Source organism: Mesorhizobium waimense, from assembly GCF_003601975.1.
In the GTDB taxonomy this organism is placed as follows: Bacteria; Pseudomonadota; Alphaproteobacteria; order Rhizobiales; family Rhizobiaceae; genus Mesorhizobium; species Mesorhizobium waimense.
Genome location: NZ_QZWZ01000008.1, coordinates 107,378 through 123,943, shown reverse-complemented (window position 1 = coordinate 123,943; position 16,566 = coordinate 107,378). Strand labels below are relative to the sequence as shown.

The window sequence follows — 16,566 nt, the reverse complement described above, 5'->3', positions numbered from 1 at the left end:
CAGTGCCGGGCGGTTTGCGCCGCCCTGCATCCTCCCATCCCGTCGTGACGCTCCCGAAAAGGGCTCACGCATTGAGGCCCGGACTTGTCCGGGCCTCTTTTTTGTCTAACCTTTTGTTTTTGCGCAATTCCGGACGGAAAACCGCTGCACACTTTTCCTGGAATTGCTCTAGATGCCGGCCTGCCGCCAATCCCGGCGGCTCGATCACAATCAGTTGATCGGGCGCATCTTCAGGCATCCGGCCTGAAACATCGGCCGGGTCGGTTCCGAACTGGGGTGGCGATCGTCCGCTTGGGCGCTCGCGAACAACAGGGAAGGAAACCATCTCATGAATATCAGGAATATCTGCATTGGCGCGCTTGCTCTTTCCATGGTCAGCGGTGTGTCGTTCGCCGGCGCTCTCGACTCACCGGACAACATGGCGCCGTTCTTCGTCGACAGCGGCATGAAGACCATGAAGCCCAAGGCCGAGTTCAAGGCTGCCTGGGACTCGATGGCCAAGGACAAGCAGGACGCGATGATGAAGGAATGCCAGGATGCGGCGATGAGCAAGCCGCATGCCGAATTCTGCGCCAATTTGCAGGCGCTCGGCGGCGCGAACTGAGATGGCAAGGATCAGGCCCGCGCGGACCTGATCTTTCCAAGCAAGCGATGGCGGGCTCGCGGGTCCGCCACTTTTTTGTTGGTATGGATCCGGCCTGCTAGGCTTCAAGCGAATGTGATTCAGAGTGATTCCACAGGCGCATCGTTTGTCGGCTAGCTTGCGCCTCGATCCCACCCCCGGATCAGCGGAGGGCCAAATCCCACTTTCGCCCTCCTCAAGAAAGGCTTCGCTGGCTCCGGCTCGCGAGGCTTTTTTGCGTCGACGTGTCCGGCTCGGAAAGGCGGGCTCCGGCAGGCGTCCGCAACTCACGGTGATGCACTTTGGCCGCCTCAACTTCTTATAGTTAATGCGGCCTTAACCTTCCCACCGATAGTCTGGCATCCGAATCTGCCGGAGTGCGTGTTGCGCCCGGCCAGTCCATGACAGACGGGGAACGAGGCATGCGTTCAGGGGCTTCAGCACCGCTCGCGCTGACCGATACGGGGCACGGCATCCAGGCATTCGCGCGGCGCCAGATCGGCCGGTTGGTCGGCGTCGCCCTGTTCGTGTTCGTTGCCTTCGGCATCGCCAGCCTCGCCACCTGGAACGTCGCCGATCCGAGCTTTTCCCACGCCACCGCCAACATCGTCACCAACGCCATGGGCTATACGGGCGCGGTCTTCTCCGACCTTGCCATGCAGTTCTTCGGTCTTGCCGCGGTCGCCGCCCTGGTGCCGACGGTGATCTGGGGCTATCTGCTGTTTTCCGCGCGCGGCGTCGACAGGTTGCCGAAGCGAGGGCTCGCCTGGTTCGGCTTCGCGTTGGTTGCGGCGGCTATCGCCGGCTGCGTGACACCGCCCAAGACCTGGCCGCTGCCAACCGGGCTCGGCGGCGTGTTCGGCGACATGGTGCTGAAGATCCCCGGCCTGGTCATCGGCGGTTATCCGACCGGTCTCTTCGCCAGCGTGCTTGCCGTGCTGTTTGCCGCGCCGGCGCTGTGGCTGTTTGCCTATGGCTCGGCGCTGATCGCGCGCAAGAACGGCTTCGCGGTGCTCGAGCCAGCGCCCGCCGCCGATCCGCGCGAGGACGACCTGCTCTTCGACAATGACGAGGATGAGGGCGACGAAGGCATATTGGCACTCGGCGCCATCACCCATTGGTGGCTGTCGCTGCGCGCCTGGATGCATCGCCGCGCCGTGCGCCGCCAGCAGGAGCGCGACGAGTTCGAGCCGGAGATGGAGCAGCGCTCCACTGCCTGGCGCCGCGCCGCCGAGCGCGTCGAATCGGCTGAATATGCCGAGGCGCGGATGAGCCCGGGCGGCCGCGCCCGCGTCGAGCCGGAATTCTTCGCCGCCATGGTCAACGACCGCAGCGTTTCCGTCGACCCGGACGATGACGACGTGTTCGACAATGACGACGCCGACATGGATTTTGCCGACGAGGAGCCCATCCAGCGCCGCGCCGCCCCGACCGCCAAGGTGCAGAACTTCCGCTCCGATGCCGCGACCCGCGTCGAGGCGCCGGCGCCGCGTCCAGTGGCCGGCGCCCGCATCCAGCGCGAGGCGCAAACCTCGCTGATCGGCTCGGAAACGTTCGAAATGCCGTCGCTGCATTTCCTGTCCGAACCGAAGAACGTGGTGCGCGACGCCAGCCTGTCGAAGGACGCGCTGGAGCAGAATGCCCGCCTGCTCGAGGGCGTGCTGGAGGATTTCGGCGTCAAGGGCGAGATCATCCATGTCCGTCCCGGGCCGGTGGTCACGCTCTACGAGCTCGAGCCCGCGCCCGGCATCAAATCGTCGCGCGTCATCGGCCTGTCCGACGACATCGCCCGCTCGATGAGCGCGATCGCCTGCCGCGTCGCCGTCGTGCCCGGCCGCAACGCCATCGGCATCGAACTGCCGAACGCCAAGCGCGAGACGGTCTACCTGCGCGAAATCATGGCCAGCCGCGATTTCGAGACCACCAAGGCCAAGCTCGCGCTGGCGCTCGGCAAGACCATCAATGGCGAGGCTGTCATCGTCGACATCGCCAAGATGCCGCACGTGCTGGTCGCCGGCACCACCGGCTCCGGCAAGTCGGTCGCCATCAACACCATGATCCTGTCGCTGCTCTACCGGCTGACGCCGCAGGACTGCCGGCTGATCATGATCGACCCGAAGATGCTGGAACTCTCGGTCTATGACGGCATCCCGCATCTTTTGACGCCGGTCGTCACCGATCCGAAGAAGGCGGTGGTGGCGCTGAAATGGACCGTGCGCGAGATGGAGGATCGCTACCGCAAGATGTCGAAGGTCGGCGTGCGCAACATCGACGGTTTTAACGCACGCGTCCAGCAGGCGGAGAAGAAGGGCGAGAAGATTTCCCGCACGGTGCAGACCGGCTTCGACCGCCAGACCGGCGAGGCGATCTACGAGACGGAGAACCTCGATCTCGAGCCGATGCCCTACATCGTCGTCATCATCGACGAGATGGCCGACCTGATGATGGTCGCCGGCAAGGACATCGAGGGTGCCGTGCAGCGCCTGGCGCAGATGGCACGCGCCGCCGGCATCCATGTCATTATGGCCACGCAACGTCCCTCGGTCGACGTCATCACCGGCACGATCAAGGCCAACTTCCCAACCCGCATCTCCTTCCAGGTGACGTCGAAGATCGACAGCCGAACCATTCTGGGCGAGCAGGGCGCAGAGCAGCTGCTCGGCATGGGCGACATGCTCTACATGGCCGGCGGCGGCCGCATCCAGCGCGTGCACGGGCCGTTCGTCTCGGACGACGAGGTCGAGAAGATCGTTGCCCATCTGAAGCTGCAGGGCGTGCCTGAGTATCTCGACGCCATCACCGAGGACGATGGCGAGGACGACGACGATGAGCCGTCCGGCAAAGGCGGGTCCGGCGGCGGCGGTGGCGGCAATTTCGAGGATTCCGACGATCCCTACGACCAGGCGGTGGCCGTGGTGCTGCGCGACGGCAAGGCCTCAACCAGCTACATCCAGCGCCGGCTCGGCATCGGCTACAACCGCGCCGCCTCGATCATCGAGAAGATGGAGAAGGAAGGCATTGTCGGCCCGGCCAACCACGCCGGCAAGCGCGAGATCCTTGTGCCGACGGAGGACGACAAGTTCTGATGCGCCGGCAGGCGCTGCGCAGCGCCTGCGAGCAACCTTTGAACCTTCCGGCGCGTTGAAGCGACTGAGCGCTGTGCGACCCGCCAAACTTAAGCCTAACTGGGGGTCCACGGACTGCTACAACATACGCAACAGACGAGAGTGACCGGCATGAAAAACTCATTTTTCGCCAATAGCGATTTTGCCCCAACCCGCCGTCAGGTGCTTGGCCTCGGCATGGTCCTTGCGGGTGCCGCAGCCATCAACGTCGTGCCCGGTTTCCAGCTGCTGGCATCGGCGCAAGCCGCGGTTCCGCCGGCGGCACAGAAGATCGCCGACCATTTTTCGTCCGTCAAATCGATGTCCGGCGAATTCGTGCAGTTCGGGCCGAAGGGCGAGCAGACCGGCGGCAAGTTCTTCCTGGAACGTCCAGGCAAGATCCGCTTCAACTATGACGGATCGTCGAATTTCCGGGTGATTTCCGACGGCAAATCGGTGGTCATCCTCAACAAGAAGCTGAAGACGTCAGACCTCTATCCGCTGTCGAAGACGCCGCTGAAGCTGTTGCTCGACGACAGGATCGACCTCTCCGGCAACCGCGTCAAAAGCGTCAAGGAAGAGGACGACCTGACGACCATCCAGCTCTCCGACAAATCGGTGTTCGGCAATGCGAGGATCACCATGATGTTCGATCCGAAATCCTACGAACTGCGCCAGTGGACCATCACCGACGCGCAGGGCAAGGACACGACGGTGATGATCTTCAACGTCAAGGAAGGCGTCAGCTTCGCCCCCGACACCTTCGCTATCGACTATACCGCGAACCGCGAGTTGAACACCAAGACGCGCTAGGTTACGCCGTTATTCAGGTGAGGCCGGTCTGACCTGAATCTTGGCGAACCCCGACCGCAGCCTGAGCCGGGCTTCAAGCACGGCCCGGCTTGTCTTTGCCGGCTGCGGCTGGCAGGGTCCGGGACGGACTCTTTCAAAAAGGCGTCATCATCCGTCAGAGCCTGTCCGGCTGTGGCGGGTCTTGCGCTGTCCCGGATCCATCGCATGCCCTTTTCCGTCGCCACCTGGAACATCAACTCCGTTCGCTTGCGCATGCCGATCGTCGAGCGCCTGCTTATCGAGCAGGCTCCTGACGTGCTCTGTCTGCAGGAGACGAAAGTTCCCGACGAATTGTTTCCCGAAAAGGCTTTCCGCAAGCTTGGCTACGGGCACATCGCCTTCCACGGCCAGAAGGGCTACCACGGCGTCGCGACGGTGGCGCGGCGTCCGATCGAAGTGGTCGAGAAGCGGCGCTTCTGCGAGATCGATGACAGCCGGCATCTGTCGGTCACCGTGCGGGCCGGCGGCAAGGCGATCCTGCTGCACAATTTCTACGTCCCTGCCGGCGGCGACGAGCCCGACCCGGAGATCAACCGCAAGTTCAGGCACAAGCTCGATTTCGTCGCCGAGATGAACGCCATTCGCGCCGAACATGATGAAATGTCCGGCTCGATCTTGGTCGGCGACCTCAACATCGCACCGCTCGAGCACGATGTCTGGTCGCACAAGCAGTTGCTCAAGGTCGTCAGCCACACGCCGGTGGAGACGGAAAGCTTCGAGGCGATGCGGCGCGCCGGCGACTGGGTCGATCTGATGCGGCTCACCGTCCCGCAGGAGCAGAAGCTCTACACCTGGTGGAGCTATCGCGCCCAGGACTGGGAGGCATCGGACCGCGGCCGCCGGCTCGACCACGTCTGGTCGTCGCCGAACCTGGTCGAGCATTTTGCCGGCTATGAAATCCTGCGGCCGGCGCGCGGTTGGGAAAGACCCTCGGACCATGTGCCTGTGATTGCGCGATTTGATTTAGAGTAGGCGTGGTCGGCGCATAGTCGAACCTACCCCGCAAAGCGCGGCGCCAGCTCCTCGATGCGACGGATCAACGCCTGAAAATCCTCCAGGATGCGCTGGTGCAGTTGCACCGCGATCTCGGGGTATTCTTCGAGGATGCGGCGGAACATCTTGCGGCTGAGCCGCAGCACTTCCGAATCGATCTCGGCGGAAGCGCTGGTCAGCCGGTTGGTGTCGGCAATCAGCGCCAGCTCGCTCAACATGGTGCCCGGACCAACCGTGTTGATGGGGATGCGGTCGCCATTCTGCTCGCGATAGAGCACGATGCGGCCGCTGACCACGATATAGGCCGAATCAGCCACGTCGTCCTCGCGGTAGAGCTTGTGGTGCGCCTGCAGCAGCGTGGTTTCGGCGCCGAAGGCGAGCAGGCGCAGCTGTTCCTGCGTGAAGCCCTCGAAGAGCCTCACGGCGGACAGGATACGGATGTCGTCATCCAGCGCCATCTAGCTAAGTCCCCGAGCGGTCAGTCCAATCCCTCCCTTAGAGCGCCGCATCCCATTGGATACGCAAAGGACGCTCCAACATCCTGAATCTACGCACCATGCTTTCCAAAAATCGATTCCGATCTTTGGCCGATGCGTTTCGGAGTCGATCCTACCACCCTCCAGCATCAGGATCGCACCCGAAAGCGGTCCCGCCCGACCGCTCATTGGATCATGAAAAGTTTAAGGAACCAGCTTGTAGCCGCCGCTTTCTGTCACAAGAATTTCGGCATTGGAAGGATCGCGCTCGATCTTCTGGCGCAGACGGTAGACGTGGGTTTCCAGCGTGTGCGTGGTGACGCCGGAATTGTAGCCCCAGACCTCTTCCAAAAGTACATCGCGCGTCACCACCTTCTGGTCGGCGCGGTAGAGATACTTGATGATCGAGGCCTCCTTTTCGGTCAGCCGCACCTTGGCGCCGCGCTGGTCGATCAGGAGCTTCTGGCTCGGCTTGAAAGTGTAGGGGCCGACCGAGAAGGTGGCGTCCTCGCTCTGCTCGTGCTGGCGCAGCTGGGCGCGGACGCGGGCAAGCAGTACCGCAAAGCGGAACGGCTTGGTCACATAGTCGTTGGCGCCGGCTTCGAGACCGAGAATCGTGTCGGAATCGGTATCGTGCCCGGTCAGCATGATGATGGGCGCCTTGTAGCCGCCCTTGCGCAGGATTTTCACGGCCTCGCGGCCGTCCATGTCGGGCAGGCCGACATCCATGATGAGCAGGTCGACGAGGCCGCCGCGGGCCGCAGCGACGCCTTTTGCGGCCGTTGCTTCCTGCTGGACGTCGAATTCCTCGTAGAGGGCCAGTTGCTCGACGAGTGTGCCGCGCAGGTCGTCATCGTCGTCAACGATCAGAATGGTGCGTGAGGTCATGGATCAATCCGTTGTTTTGAAAAGAAAATTCAGTTGACCGCCCCCCGTTTATGCGGAAGCTGACCGACAGAACAGCCGATCACAGTGATTTGTTCCGTGACACGATCATACAAGAAAAAACGTCCATGCAATGCAGCCGGCGCATTTTTGCCAAAAGGGCTGCGCGTTCTCAGCGTGCGCGCCAGGCCTGGCAACCCCAGTCAGGGGTTTTTGCAGGCCGGCCGCCTGGTGTTTGCCTGCGCCCTGGGGCGCGGTGGCATTTCAGCCAACAAGCGCGAAGGCGATGGCGCTACGCCGCTTGGCCCCATGCGGATCCTGTCCGGTTATTTTCGTGGGGATCAGTTTTCCGGCGGCCGCAGGACCCGGCTGGCGATGGCGCTGATCGGCCCCGATCTCGGCTGGTGCGAGGTGCCGGACGACCGCAACTACAATCGCCCGGTGAAAATCCCCTATGGCGCCAGCCACGAGCGGATGCGGCGTACCGATCGGCTCTATGATGCCTGCCTGGTGCTCGACTGGAACATTGCGCCACGGCGGCGCGGGCGCGGTAGCGCCATTTTCTTCCATCTGGCGCGGCCGGGCTTCACGCCGACGCAAGGCTGCGTGGCGGTGACGGCGCAAACCATGGCGCGGCTTTTGCCGTTGCTGTCGGATAGGACGGTGGTGAGGGTGGTTCGGTAGGGCAGTAGGGCAGTAGGGCAGTAGGGGATAAGCGTCGGTGCCGCTCTAACTTCCCCTACTGCCTTACTGCCCTACGCACTTACTCCCCTATACGTCGTCCCGGTTTCTGCCAGCCAGTGTCGAGCAGGCCCAACCGGCCTAGCTCCCGGTCCATGGCGCGCGCGACATCCTTCCGTTCGGCGCCGATGTCGCGCAATTGACGATCCGAAAGATCCTCGATGGTCTGGTCCGGCAGGCGAACCGCGACCCTGGTGTGGCGGAGCCAATCAAGCGCAGCGCTGAGCCATGTCGGGCGGGCGGTTGGTGATCTCAAAGCGATGTGGGACATGGTGTCATCCGTTCTCCGGATATCAAATCCGGTTTGATGGTGTTTCGATGGTCACATCATGCAGGATTGAAATCTAAGGGGGAAACGAGTAGTTCTTTTCTCATCATCAAGTTTTCTTTGAGGATCGAAGCACCATGACCCCGCCCGAATCGGTCTCGTCCTGATGGCCCGCCTGCTGCCGGGAACTCGTGCCTTGAGGACGCTGGAGGCGGCGGCCAGGCATCTCAATTTCACGCGAGCCGCCGACGAGCTCGGGCTGACGCCAGCCGCGGTCAGCCATCAGATCAAGGAAATCGAGGACCAGCTCGGCCTGGTGCTGTTCACGCGAACCAGCCGCACCATCCGGCTGACCGAGGCCGGCACGGTGCTGTTCGACGCCGCGACCGACGCGCTCGACCTGCTGGGCCGGGCGGTTTCGCGGGCGCAGAAGACGACGCGCGGAACGGCGCTGCTGAAGATCACGCTGGACGCGCAGTTCGCGACAAAATGGCTGATGCGGCGTATCGACGATTTCCGCCGGCAGAAGCCGGGCATCGAACTGCGCTTCGACATCACCTACGATGTCAGGGACTTCGACCGCGACGACGTCGACATCGGCATCCGTTTCGGCGCCGGCAAATATCCGGGACTATGCGCCGAGCGGCTGTTTGAAAACGTCATCATTCCGGTCTGCAGCCCGGCATTGTTGCGGTCCGGGCCGCCGCTGAAGGAGCCACGCGACCTGTTCCAGCACACGCTCGCCCATATCGAATGGTCCCGCCAGGGCGTCACCTGGCCGAACTGGCGCATGTGGATGGCGGCGGCGGGCGTCGACGATTTCGACGACAGCCGCACCCTTGTCTTCGGCTCCGCAACCGATGCAACGCAAGCGGCGCTCGACGGCAATGCGGTGGCACTCGCCGATTTCGCCATGGTGGCCAACGACCTGTCCGAAGGCCGGCTGGTGCGGCCGTTCGCACTGGGCATCAAGGTCGCGCCCGAATTCGCCTATTTCCTGGTCTATCCGGTCGCATCCGCTAATGACGCGAGGGTCGTGGCCTTCAAGGACTGGATCCTGAACGAAGTCCACAATCCCCAGCCGGACCCGACACGCCAAAGCTGGGACCAGCTTTAGCTCTTTGTTTGGGCGCAATTCCGGACGGAACCCGTTTCACACTTTTCCTGGAATTGCTTGCCGATCAACGGCCCGCCCAACCAAGGCTCAGCCGGCGACCACCGGCGCGCCGAACCAGCCGATCACCGCGCCGATGAGGAGCAGCACGCCCAGCCAGTGGCCGGTGTCGATCAGGGTCAGATCCCAGCCGAAGCCTTCGTAACGGTGGTTGACCGACAGCGTCGTGGCGACGAAGCCCAGCCACAGTACGAAGCCGAAGACCAGCCCGGCCACCAGGGTCGGTTCGCCGCCGGTCATCGCGCCGACGACCAGGGCCATGACCAGCGCCATGATCAGTTCGGCGATGAAGGAGATGATGAAGGGCAGCAGCGAGCGTTTCATCGTCGCCGGATCGAGCCTGGTGGCCTTCAGCCAGGGCTTGCTCAAGCCCATGTACCAGGCGGCGCCGAACAGCCACGCCACCACGGCGGCGACGATCACCGCCAGCCAGTTCACTGCCGAAAAATCCATGTTCCCCCTCCGGATGTATGTCGCCCAAAGTGTGCAGCGGCTTTGGGGTAACGACATGCATATTCTTTGAACCGATGCGGGATGGAACGCCTGTTCGGCGGCGGCGTCAAGCAAGGCGCCAGACGGTCGTGCGCTTGACCTCGGCGTCCTCCAGCGCGCGGGTCACCGGCACTTCGTAGACGCCGAGCGGCTCCAGTCCCGTCCCGGGCAGATAGGAGCGGCCGGGATCGCCGATCAGGATTTCCGCGCCGCGCGCCTTCAGTGCCGTGAACCATGGCGTCAGCCTGTCGCCGAAGGGCTTGTCGTAGAAGACGTCGCCGGCCAGCACGACATCCCATCCGGCATCGCTGCCGATGCAATCCGTGCCGAGGAATTCAACCTCGACTGCGTTGGCTTCCAAGTTGAGGGCAATCGCCGTCGCGCAGAACGGGTCGACGTCGGCGGCGGTCACCTTCATGGCGCCGGCCTTGGCGGCGGCGATGGCGACAAGGCCGGAGCCGGACGCGAAGTCGAGTACGCGTTTGCCCCGCAGGGTCTCAGGATGGTCGAGCACATAGCGGGCAAGACCCTGACCACCGGCCCAGGCGAAGGCCCAGAAGGGCGGCGGCAGGCCGATCGCCGCCAGCTCGTCCTCCGTTCGCAGCCAGAGGTCATGGGCTTCGTCGGCCAGGTGAAGAAGAATTTCAGGCACGTGCGGCGGCGCCATCAGCGCCGTGTTGTCGAGGATGAATCTCTTCGCACTCTTCGGGGTGAGGACTGTCACGGAGTCGGCGTCAGCCCGCCCATGCGACAGACTTCCTTCCATTCGGCCGGCGTCACCGGCTGCACGGAAAGCCGTCCGAGCCGGACCAGTGCCATTTCGGCGAGCTTGGGATTGGCCTTGACCTGCTCGAGCGTCGGTGGGTTCGGCACGTCCTTGACGGCGCGGATGTCGACGCATTCCCAGCGCGGGTCATCGGTCGTGCTGTCTGGATGCGCCAGCGCGCAGACCTCGGCGATGCCGACGATGTTGAGCCCCTCATTGGAATGGTAGAAGAAGCCGAGATCGCCGATCTGCATCGCCTTCATGTTGTTGCGCGCCGCGTAATTGCGCACGCCGTCCCACTGCGTGCCGGCCTTGCCCTTGGCCTTCAGCGCCTCGAAGGAGAAGACCGAGGGTTCGGATTTGAACAACCAGTAGTTCATGCTTTGCTCCTCCGTGCGGCCTGTAATCAACTAGCCGCCGGCTTGTTGAAGGTCCAGTTCCACTGGCGGATTTCGACGCTCTCGAACAGGCCCGCTTTGGCATAGGGATCGGCCGCCGACAGCGTCTCGGCGCCGGCCAGGTCCGGGGCTTCGACCACGACGAGGCTGCCGTTCGGCTTGCCGTCGGCATCGAGGAACGGGCCGGCGAAGGCGAGCCTCTTGTCGCCGTTCAGCCCTTCCAGGAAGGCGATATGCTCGGGCCGTGTATCGAGGCGCACCTGCAGGCTGCCCGGCTTGTCCTTGCAAATCAACGCAAACAGCATCTTTTGAGCTCCGGTTTGTTCGAGACTATATGTCGGTTTCGGTCTTCAGCGGCCGCGTCATCAGCGCCGACACAGCCTGTCGGACCGTAACCGTGCCGTCCAGTATGGCGGCGATGGCGGTGATGATCGGCGCATCGATCTGGCGCTCCGCGGCGATCCGGGCGGCGATTGCCGCCGTGGGTACGCCTTCGGCGAGCGGCAGGCCGGAGAGCGGCTTGCCCTGGCCGAGCGCCAGTCCATAGGCGAAATTACGCGACTGCGCCGACGAGCAAGTCAGCAAGAGGTCGCCGAGGCCCGAAAGCCCCATCAGCGTCTCCGGCCTGGCGCCGAAGGCCGCACCGATGCGGCGCAATTCGACGAAGCCGCGCGTCACCATGGCGGCCTGGGCGCTGGCGCCGAGGCTGGCACCGGTGACGGCACCGGCGGCAATGGCAAAGACATTCTTCAGCGCGCCGCCGATCTCGACGCCGATGAGGTCGTCGCTCGAATAGCAGCGCAGGTTTTCTGCCGAAAAGCGGGCGGCAAGGTCGGCGGCCAGATCTGCGTCGCGGGCCGCGACCACCACTGCCGTCGGCAGGCCGCGCGCAACGTCAGTGGCAAAACTCGGGCCGGACAAGGCAGCAACCGGATTGGTCGGAAGGATGTTCTCGACGATCGCCGACAGCAGCGCACCGGTGTCGCGCTCGATGCCCTTGGCGCAGAGAACCAGCGGCACGGCATTTGGCACATGGTCCTTTGCGGCGGCCAGCATGGCGCGCAGCGCCTGCGCCGGGGCCACCGCCAGCACGCAGTCGGCGCCGTCGAGCGCGGCCTTGATGTCGCTGGTCGCCACGATGCCCGGCTCGATCGCAATACCCGGCAGATAGCGTGGATTTTCGCCCCGGTCGATCGCGGCGACGGTCTCCGGGTCGCGCGCATAGAGGCGGACGAAATGGCCGGCGCGCAGCATGGCCAGCGCAAGCGCGGTACCCCAGGCGCCGCCGCCGAGCACGGCAACGCGCCAGCCGCTTGGCGCCCTATTCTCGCCGCCGATCATGCCCCCCTCGATCATGCCCCCCTCGATCATGCCCCCCTCGATCATGCCTTTGCCCCGCGCCGGCCCGAGCCGACCATCGGCGCCGAGATGCTGTCCAGCGGCCAGCGCGAGCGCGGCACGAAATCGGCGGCGTTCTCCTCAGCCATGCCGGCGCGCAGCCTTTCGATGCCGGCCCAGGCGATCATTGCCGCATTATCCGTACAGAGCTTCAGCGGCGGCGCGACAAATTGAAAGCCGGCTTGTACGCATAGTTTCTCCAGCGTCGCCTTGATCGTGCGGTTGGCGGCAACACCGCCGGCTACGACCAGCGCCGGGTCCGCCTTGCCCGGGAGTTCCTGACGGAATCGGTTCAGCGCCCGCCCGACACGATCGCCCAGTGCGTCCGCCACCGCCGCCTGGAACGAGGCGCAGATGTCGGCGACATCCTGGTCGCTCAGCGGGGCGATCGCCGTTGCCGCCTGGCGCACGGCGGTCTTCAGGCCGGAGAAGGAAAAGTCGGGCTGCGCCGAACCTTTCATCGGGCGCGGGAAGGCAAAGCGCGCGGCATTGCCGGACGCCGCCGCCTTCTCGACATTGGGCCCGCCGGGATAAGGCAGGCCGAGCATCTTGGCCGTCTTGTCGAAGGCTTCGCCCAGTGCATCGTCGATCGTCGTCGCCCAGCGCTGGTAGTCGCCGACGCCACGAACGGCGACGATCTGCGTATGGCCGCCGGAAACCAGCAGCAGCAGATAGGGAAAGTCGAGCCCGTCGGTCAGCCTTGCCGTCAGCGCATGGCCCTCGAGATGGTTGATGGCGATCAGCGGCTTGTTTGCCGCGGCGGCAATTGCCTTGGCCGTCATCAGCCCGACGATCAGCCCGCCGACGAGGCCGGGGCCGGCGGTGGCGGCGATGGCGTCGATGTCGCCGAGCACCACGCCCGAATCGGCAAGTGCTGCCTCGACGATGCCGTCCAGCGCCTCGACATGAGCGCGCGCGGCGATCTCCGGCACGACGCCGCCAAAGGCGGCATGTTCCTCGATCTGGCTGAGCACGACGTTGGACAGGATTTCGGGCGCGGACGCGCCGTCGAGCGCCACCACGCTGGCGGCGGTCTCGTCGCAACTCGTCTCAATGCCCAGAACGCGGATCAATTCGTCGCTGTCCCTAGAGATTGTATGCCAGACCTTTCCCCGTTAGGAGAAAACCCTGAAACCTGCCGGGGGTTATCACGGACTGCGCGCCATGCAAACAACCTTGAAAATCGGAACACGCGGCAGCCCGCTGGCGCTGGCCCAGGCGCATGAAACGCAGGCGCGGCTGATGGCGGCGCACGGGCTGCCGGAGGCAGCATTCGAAGTGGTCGTCATCTCGACCAGCGGCGACCGCATCCAGGACCGGCCGCTGTCGGAAGCCGGCGGCAAAGGCCTGTTCACCAAAGAGATCGAAGAGGCGCTGCTCGCGTGCCGCATCGACATCGCCGTGCATTCCTCGAAGGACATGCCGACGCTGTTGCCGGACGGGCTTGAGCTGTCCGCCTTCCTGCCGCGCGAGGACGCGCGTGACGCCTTTGTCGGCAGGGCGGCGAGGAGGATTGCCGATCTGCCGCAAGGCGCGAAGGTTGGGTCGTCTTCGCTCCGGCGGCAGGCGTTGATCCGGCGCATGCGGCCTGATCTCGACGTGGTGATGTTTCGCGGCAATGTGCAGACGCGGCTGCGCAAACTGGACGAAGGCATCGCTGACGGCACCATTCTGGCCTATGCCGGGCTGAAGCGGCTCGGGCTCGAACACGTCGTCACCGACTTGATGCCGCTTGACCTCTTTCCACCGGCGCCGGGACAAGGCGCGATCTGTATCGAAAGCCGCATCGGCGACCGCGACGCGGAAAAGATGCTGGTGGCCATCCATGATGTGCCAACCGGGCAGGCGCTGGCCTGCGAGCGCGCCTTCCTCGCGGCGCTCGACGGCTCCTGCCGCACGCCGATCGCCGGCCATGCGACGATATCAGGCGAAACGCTCTCCTTCGCCGGACTGATCATCTCGCCTGACGGCACGGCCTCGCATGAGGTTAAGCTGGACGGACCGGCGCAAGATGCGGCTCGGATCGGCGCGGACGCCGGCAGGACGGTGCGGGCCAAGGCCGGCGAAACATTCTTCGACGGCTGGGCCTGACATGGTCCGCGTCCTGGTGACGAGGCCGGAACCGGGCGCCGCGCGCACGATGCGGCGGCTGCGAGACATGGGTTTTCAGCCGATCCTGCTGCCATTGACGGACACGGTGGCGCTGCCGGTAGAGGCCGGCGAGATCGCAAGGGATGTGGCGGCGGTCGCGGTCACCAGCGCCAATGCGGTGCGCCATGCGCCGGAAGAACTCATCGCGATGCTTGCTGCCTTGCCCTGTCATGCCGTTGGCAACAGGACGGCGGAAGCGGCACGTAAGGCCGGTTTCCTGTCGGTCAGCGAAGGTCCGGGCGATACCGCCGCATTGGCCGATGCAATCGTTGCCGGCTATTCGGCAGGGACGATCGTCTATCTCACCGGGCGCGTGCGCTTTCCCGCCTTCGAGGAGCGGCTCACGGCAGCCGGCGTCGAGGTCCGCGCCATCGAGACCTACGACACGCTTGCGCTGGATTATTCCGACACGGACCTGCTTGGGCGCCTGTCCCGCCAGCCAGTCGAGGCGGTCCTGCTCTATTCGGCCAAGGCGGCAGCGGTGACGCAAGCCGTGACCCGCCGGCCCGCTTTGCGTGATCTTTTTGAAAAGACCGTGTTTTTCGCGCTGTCGGGACGTATCGCCGCAACCCTCGAAAACATCGTCGGCGCAAGGATCCGGATCGCGCCGGAACCGCATGAAGAGGCGCTGCTGGAGCTGTTGCGGGCATGGCGCTGAACCCGCGTCATCACACCGCCCCTTTTCACCGCTTGGTGATGTGCTAGAGCATCCTTAGCTCGACCCTTTGAACCATCCCAAGCCAATTTTGCGGAGCCCAAGCATGGTCAAGACGCCGAAGATGCGACATTCGAAAAGCCGCCGCGAGCCGGTAACGATCGAGCTTGAGCCCGGCGCAGTCTCGCGCGTCGTCGACGAGGATGCGGCGAAGGCTGAGATCGACGAGGCGAAAGCCGAGGAAGCCGCCGCATCGCAGCCGGATGTTCCGGAAGAGCCGGTCCATGCCGACCAGACCGATCTTGAGCCCTGGGAACACACCGACGGGGCTGCGCAGTCCGGCGCGGAACAGAAGACGGAGGCTTCCCTAAAAGGTTCCGAGGAGCCGGAAGCCGCCTATCCCGGAACCATGAAGGCGTCGCCGGAACAGCCAAAAGCCTCCGACTATAGTTTCGAGGACGCATCCGCCAAGAGAGGCAGTGCGGAAGAGACGCCGAAGGCGAGCCAGCCCCGTAACGACTATACGGCGCCACCGCCCAAGCGCAGCGGCATCAATGCTATTGCCGCCGGCATCATCGGCGGCGTCATTGCGCTGGCCGGCGCCGGCGGGCTGCAATTCGCCGGCCTGCTCGGCGCGCCCGGGCCGGGCGCAGGCGGCGTGTCGCTCGACGGCGTGAATGGCGAGATCGCCTCTCTGAAGAGCGAGATTGCCGGCCTGAAGGAAGCGGGTGGCAACGGCGATGCCTTGGCCAAGGTCGATGGCCTGTCGTCGGCATTGGATCAGGTCAAGACGGATGTCGCGGCGCTGAAATCGGCGGTCGAGCAAGGTGGCGCCGGCGACAATGCCGGGTTGGCGGCGCTGAGCGACAAGGTCAAGCAGATCGAGACGGCGGTGGCCGAACTCGGCAAGGCGAGCAACACGGCGCCGGTCGATCTCGGCCCGCTCAACGAAAAGCTGGCGGGGCTCGATGCGCTGGTGAAATCGGCGGACGATGCGTCCAAGGCGCAGGAAGGCCGGCTCACCGCGCTGGAACAGTCGGTGTCGCAGCTTTCCGGCAAGGTCGAGGCGCAGGCCTCGCAGCCGAAGATCGCTTTGGCCATCGCTGCCTCGGCGCTGAAGGCGGCGCTCGACCGTGGTGCGCCCTTCGCCGCCGAACTCGAGACCTTCGCGGCGATATCGCCTGACGCGCCGGAGATTGCGACGCTGCGCGCTTATGCTGAGAAAGGCGTTTCGACCCGAACCGAGATCGCCAGCGAGGTCGATGCCGCGGCCAATGCCATGGTTGCCGCCGCCACGCCCATCGACCAGAACGCAAGCTTCCTGCAGAACCTGATGACGAGCGCCGAATCGCTGGTCAAGGTCAGGCCGATCGGCGCCGTCGAAGGCGCCGGCGCGCCTGAGACCGTGGCGCGCATGGAGGTGGCCGTCAACCAGGGCGACTACGCCAAGGCGCTCACCGAATACGAGACCCTGCCCGAAGCAGTGAAAACGGCCGGTGCCGCGTTTGCCGGCAAACTGAAGGCGCGCCTTGAGGTCGAGAAGCAGATCGATTCGCTGATTGCCGGTGCGATGAAGGCGTGAGGAAAATCC

19 protein-coding genes are annotated in these 16,566 nt (G+C 64.5%); 9 read left to right on the top strand and 10 right to left on the bottom strand.

Annotation, left to right across the window (positions count from 1 at the left end; genetic code table 11):
* Positions 1-64: 64 nt before the first annotated feature.
* Positions 65-325, bottom strand: a complete 261-nt coding sequence (locus tag D3227_RS41090; RefSeq protein ID WP_147377597.1) for a hypothetical protein — start codon at positions 323-325, stop codon at positions 65-67.
* A 3-nt stretch (positions 326-328) separates the two neighbouring features.
* Here D3227_RS41090 and D3227_RS12600 point away from each other — a divergent pair, with 3 nt between their 5' ends.
* The 4 genes from D3227_RS12600 to D3227_RS12585 all read left to right on the top strand — a co-directional run bounded on the left by D3227_RS12600 (position 329) and on the right by D3227_RS12585 (position 5,550).
* Positions 329-604, top strand: coding sequence for a hypothetical protein (locus D3227_RS12600; RefSeq protein WP_120014438.1), 276 nt, complete (start codon positions 329-331; stop codon positions 602-604).
* A 440-nt stretch (positions 605-1,044) separates the two neighbouring features.
* Complete coding sequence (locus tag D3227_RS12595) at positions 1,045-3,708, top strand: DNA translocase FtsK (protein WP_120014557.1); 2,664 nt, start codon at positions 1,045-1,047, stop codon at positions 3,706-3,708.
* Positions 3,709-3,858: 150 nt separating this feature from the next.
* Positions 3,859-4,539, top strand: a complete 681-nt coding sequence (locus D3227_RS12590) for an outer membrane lipoprotein carrier protein LolA (RefSeq protein ID WP_120014437.1) — start codon at positions 3,859-3,861, stop codon at positions 4,537-4,539.
* Positions 4,540-4,743: 204 nt separating this feature from the next.
* Positions 4,744-5,550: an exodeoxyribonuclease III gene (locus tag D3227_RS12585; protein ID WP_120014436.1), complete on the top strand. Its 807-nt coding sequence runs from the start codon at positions 4,744-4,746 to the stop codon at positions 5,548-5,550.
* 23 nt (positions 5,551-5,573) lie between these two features.
* Here the strand turns inward: D3227_RS12585 and D3227_RS12580 are convergent, their stop codons facing one another.
* Both D3227_RS12580 and D3227_RS12575 read right to left on the bottom strand, forming a co-directional pair.
* Entirely contained in the window at positions 5,574-6,029 is a 456-nt protein-coding gene (locus D3227_RS12580; RefSeq protein ID WP_120014435.1) for a cyclic nucleotide-binding domain-containing protein, read from the bottom strand.
* A 222-nt stretch (positions 6,030-6,251) separates the two neighbouring features.
* Positions 6,252-6,935, bottom strand: a complete 684-nt coding sequence (locus D3227_RS12575) for a response regulator transcription factor (protein WP_006201134.1) — start codon at positions 6,933-6,935, stop codon at positions 6,252-6,254.
* A gap of 147 nt (positions 6,936-7,082) precedes the next feature.
* On the opposite strand from D3227_RS12575, the gene D3227_RS12570 reads away from it, so the two are divergent.
* Positions 7,083-7,616: a L,D-transpeptidase family protein gene (locus D3227_RS12570; RefSeq protein ID WP_208646366.1), complete on the top strand. Its 534-nt coding sequence runs from the start codon at positions 7,083-7,085 to the stop codon at positions 7,614-7,616.
* A gap of 79 nt (positions 7,617-7,695) precedes the next feature.
* Here D3227_RS12570 and D3227_RS12565 read toward each other — a convergent pair whose 3' ends face one another.
* On the bottom strand, positions 7,696-7,944 hold the full coding sequence (locus D3227_RS12565) for a hypothetical protein (protein WP_120014433.1): 249 nt from the start codon (positions 7,942-7,944) through the stop codon (positions 7,696-7,698).
* A 163-nt stretch (positions 7,945-8,107) separates the two neighbouring features.
* Between D3227_RS12565 and gcvA the strand changes: the two genes are divergently transcribed.
* Positions 8,108-9,058: a transcriptional regulator GcvA gene (gcvA, locus tag D3227_RS12560; protein ID WP_120014432.1), complete on the top strand. Its 951-nt coding sequence runs from the start codon at positions 8,108-8,110 to the stop codon at positions 9,056-9,058.
* 87 nt (positions 9,059-9,145) lie between these two features.
* Here the strand turns inward: gcvA and D3227_RS12555 are convergent, their stop codons facing one another.
* The 6 genes from D3227_RS12555 to tsaD form a co-directional block, all read right to left on the bottom strand.
* Positions 9,146-9,568 carry a DUF1761 domain-containing protein gene (locus D3227_RS12555; RefSeq protein ID WP_120014431.1) on the bottom strand — a complete coding sequence of 141 codons (423 nt, stop codon included), beginning with the start codon at positions 9,566-9,568 and terminating at the stop codon, positions 9,146-9,148.
* Positions 9,569-9,674: 106 nt separating this feature from the next.
* Positions 9,675-10,373 (bottom strand): class I SAM-dependent methyltransferase, encoded by a 699-nt coding sequence (locus tag D3227_RS12550; protein WP_208646365.1) that lies wholly within the window; start codon positions 10,371-10,373, stop codon positions 9,675-9,677.
* Positions 10,328-10,753, bottom strand: a complete 426-nt coding sequence (locus D3227_RS12545; protein WP_120014429.1) for an EVE domain-containing protein — start codon at positions 10,751-10,753, stop codon at positions 10,328-10,330. Before D3227_RS12545 ends, D3227_RS12550 begins: the two co-directional genes overlap by 46 nt.
* Positions 10,754-10,779: 26 nt before the next feature.
* Positions 10,780-11,076, bottom strand: a complete 297-nt coding sequence (locus tag D3227_RS12540; protein WP_120014428.1) for a YciI-like protein — start codon at positions 11,074-11,076, stop codon at positions 10,780-10,782.
* Positions 11,077-11,101: 25 nt separating this feature from the next.
* The gene (locus D3227_RS12535) at positions 11,102-12,112 is read right to left on the bottom strand and encodes an NAD(P)H-dependent glycerol-3-phosphate dehydrogenase (protein ID WP_120014556.1); all 1,011 of its coding nucleotides are present in this window, start codon (positions 12,110-12,112) and stop codon (positions 11,102-11,104) included.
* A 41-nt stretch (positions 12,113-12,153) separates the two neighbouring features.
* Positions 12,154-13,239 carry a tRNA (adenosine(37)-N6)-threonylcarbamoyltransferase complex transferase subunit TsaD gene (gene tsaD, locus D3227_RS12530; RefSeq protein ID WP_208646370.1) on the bottom strand — a complete coding sequence of 362 codons (1,086 nt, stop codon included), beginning with the start codon at positions 13,237-13,239 and terminating at the stop codon, positions 12,154-12,156.
* 94 nt (positions 13,240-13,333) lie between these two features.
* On the opposite strand from tsaD, the gene hemC reads away from it, so the two are divergent.
* From hemC to D3227_RS12515, 3 genes are all read left to right on the top strand, one after another.
* Entirely contained in the window at positions 13,334-14,260 is a 927-nt protein-coding gene (hemC, locus tag D3227_RS12525; protein WP_120014426.1) for a hydroxymethylbilane synthase, read from the top strand.
* A gap of 1 nt (position 14,261) precedes the next feature.
* Positions 14,262-14,978 (top strand): uroporphyrinogen-III synthase, encoded by a 717-nt coding sequence (locus tag D3227_RS12520; RefSeq protein WP_120014425.1) that lies wholly within the window; start codon positions 14,262-14,264, stop codon positions 14,976-14,978.
* A 103-nt stretch (positions 14,979-15,081) separates the two neighbouring features.
* Positions 15,082-16,557, top strand: coding sequence for a COG4223 family protein (locus tag D3227_RS12515; protein WP_120014424.1), 1,476 nt, complete (start codon positions 15,082-15,084; stop codon positions 16,555-16,557).
* The last annotated feature ends 9 nt before the right edge of the window (positions 16,558-16,566 follow it).

What these genes read in the sequence shown, in the direction of transcription:
- D3227_RS41090 (WP_147377597.1), bottom strand. Translation starts at nt 325, where the DNA reads ATGGTTTCCTTCCCTGTTGTTCGCGAGCGCCCAAGCGGACGATCGCCA.
- D3227_RS12600 (WP_120014438.1), top strand. Translation starts at nt 329, where the DNA reads ATGAATATCAGGAATATCTGCATTGGCGCGCTTGCTCTTTCCATGGTC.
- D3227_RS12595 (WP_120014557.1), top strand. Translation starts at nt 1,045, where the DNA reads ATGCGTTCAGGGGCTTCAGCACCGCTCGCGCTGACCGATACGGGGCAC.
- D3227_RS12590 (WP_120014437.1), top strand. Translation starts at nt 3,859, where the DNA reads ATGAAAAACTCATTTTTCGCCAATAGCGATTTTGCCCCAACCCGCCGT.
- D3227_RS12585 (WP_120014436.1), top strand. Translation starts at nt 4,744, where the DNA reads ATGCCCTTTTCCGTCGCCACCTGGAACATCAACTCCGTTCGCTTGCGC.
- D3227_RS12580 (WP_120014435.1), bottom strand. Translation starts at nt 6,029, where the DNA reads ATGGCGCTGGATGACGACATCCGTATCCTGTCCGCCGTGAGGCTCTTC.
- D3227_RS12575 (WP_006201134.1), bottom strand. Translation starts at nt 6,935, where the DNA reads ATGACCTCACGCACCATTCTGATCGTTGACGACGATGACGACCTGCGC.
- D3227_RS12565 (WP_120014433.1), bottom strand. Translation starts at nt 7,944, where the DNA reads ATGTCCCACATCGCTTTGAGATCACCAACCGCCCGCCCGACATGGCTC.
- gcvA (WP_120014432.1), top strand. Translation starts at nt 8,108, where the DNA reads ATGGCCCGCCTGCTGCCGGGAACTCGTGCCTTGAGGACGCTGGAGGCG.
- D3227_RS12555 (WP_120014431.1), bottom strand. Translation starts at nt 9,568, where the DNA reads ATGGATTTTTCGGCAGTGAACTGGCTGGCGGTGATCGTCGCCGCCGTG.
- D3227_RS12550 (WP_208646365.1), bottom strand. Translation starts at nt 10,373, where the DNA reads ATGGAAGGAAGTCTGTCGCATGGGCGGGCTGACGCCGACTCCGTGACA.
- D3227_RS12545 (WP_120014429.1), bottom strand. Translation starts at nt 10,753, where the DNA reads ATGAACTACTGGTTGTTCAAATCCGAACCCTCGGTCTTCTCCTTCGAG.
- D3227_RS12540 (WP_120014428.1), bottom strand. Translation starts at nt 11,076, where the DNA reads ATGCTGTTTGCGTTGATTTGCAAGGACAAGCCGGGCAGCCTGCAGGTG.
- D3227_RS12535 (WP_120014556.1), bottom strand. Translation starts at nt 12,112, where the DNA reads ATGATCGGCGGCGAGAATAGGGCGCCAAGCGGCTGGCGCGTTGCCGTG.
- hemC (WP_120014426.1), top strand. Translation starts at nt 13,334, where the DNA reads ATGCAAACAACCTTGAAAATCGGAACACGCGGCAGCCCGCTGGCGCTG.
- D3227_RS12520 (WP_120014425.1), top strand. Translation starts at nt 14,262, where the DNA reads ATGGTCCGCGTCCTGGTGACGAGGCCGGAACCGGGCGCCGCGCGCACG.
- D3227_RS12515 (WP_120014424.1), top strand. Translation starts at nt 15,082, where the DNA reads ATGGTCAAGACGCCGAAGATGCGACATTCGAAAAGCCGCCGCGAGCCG.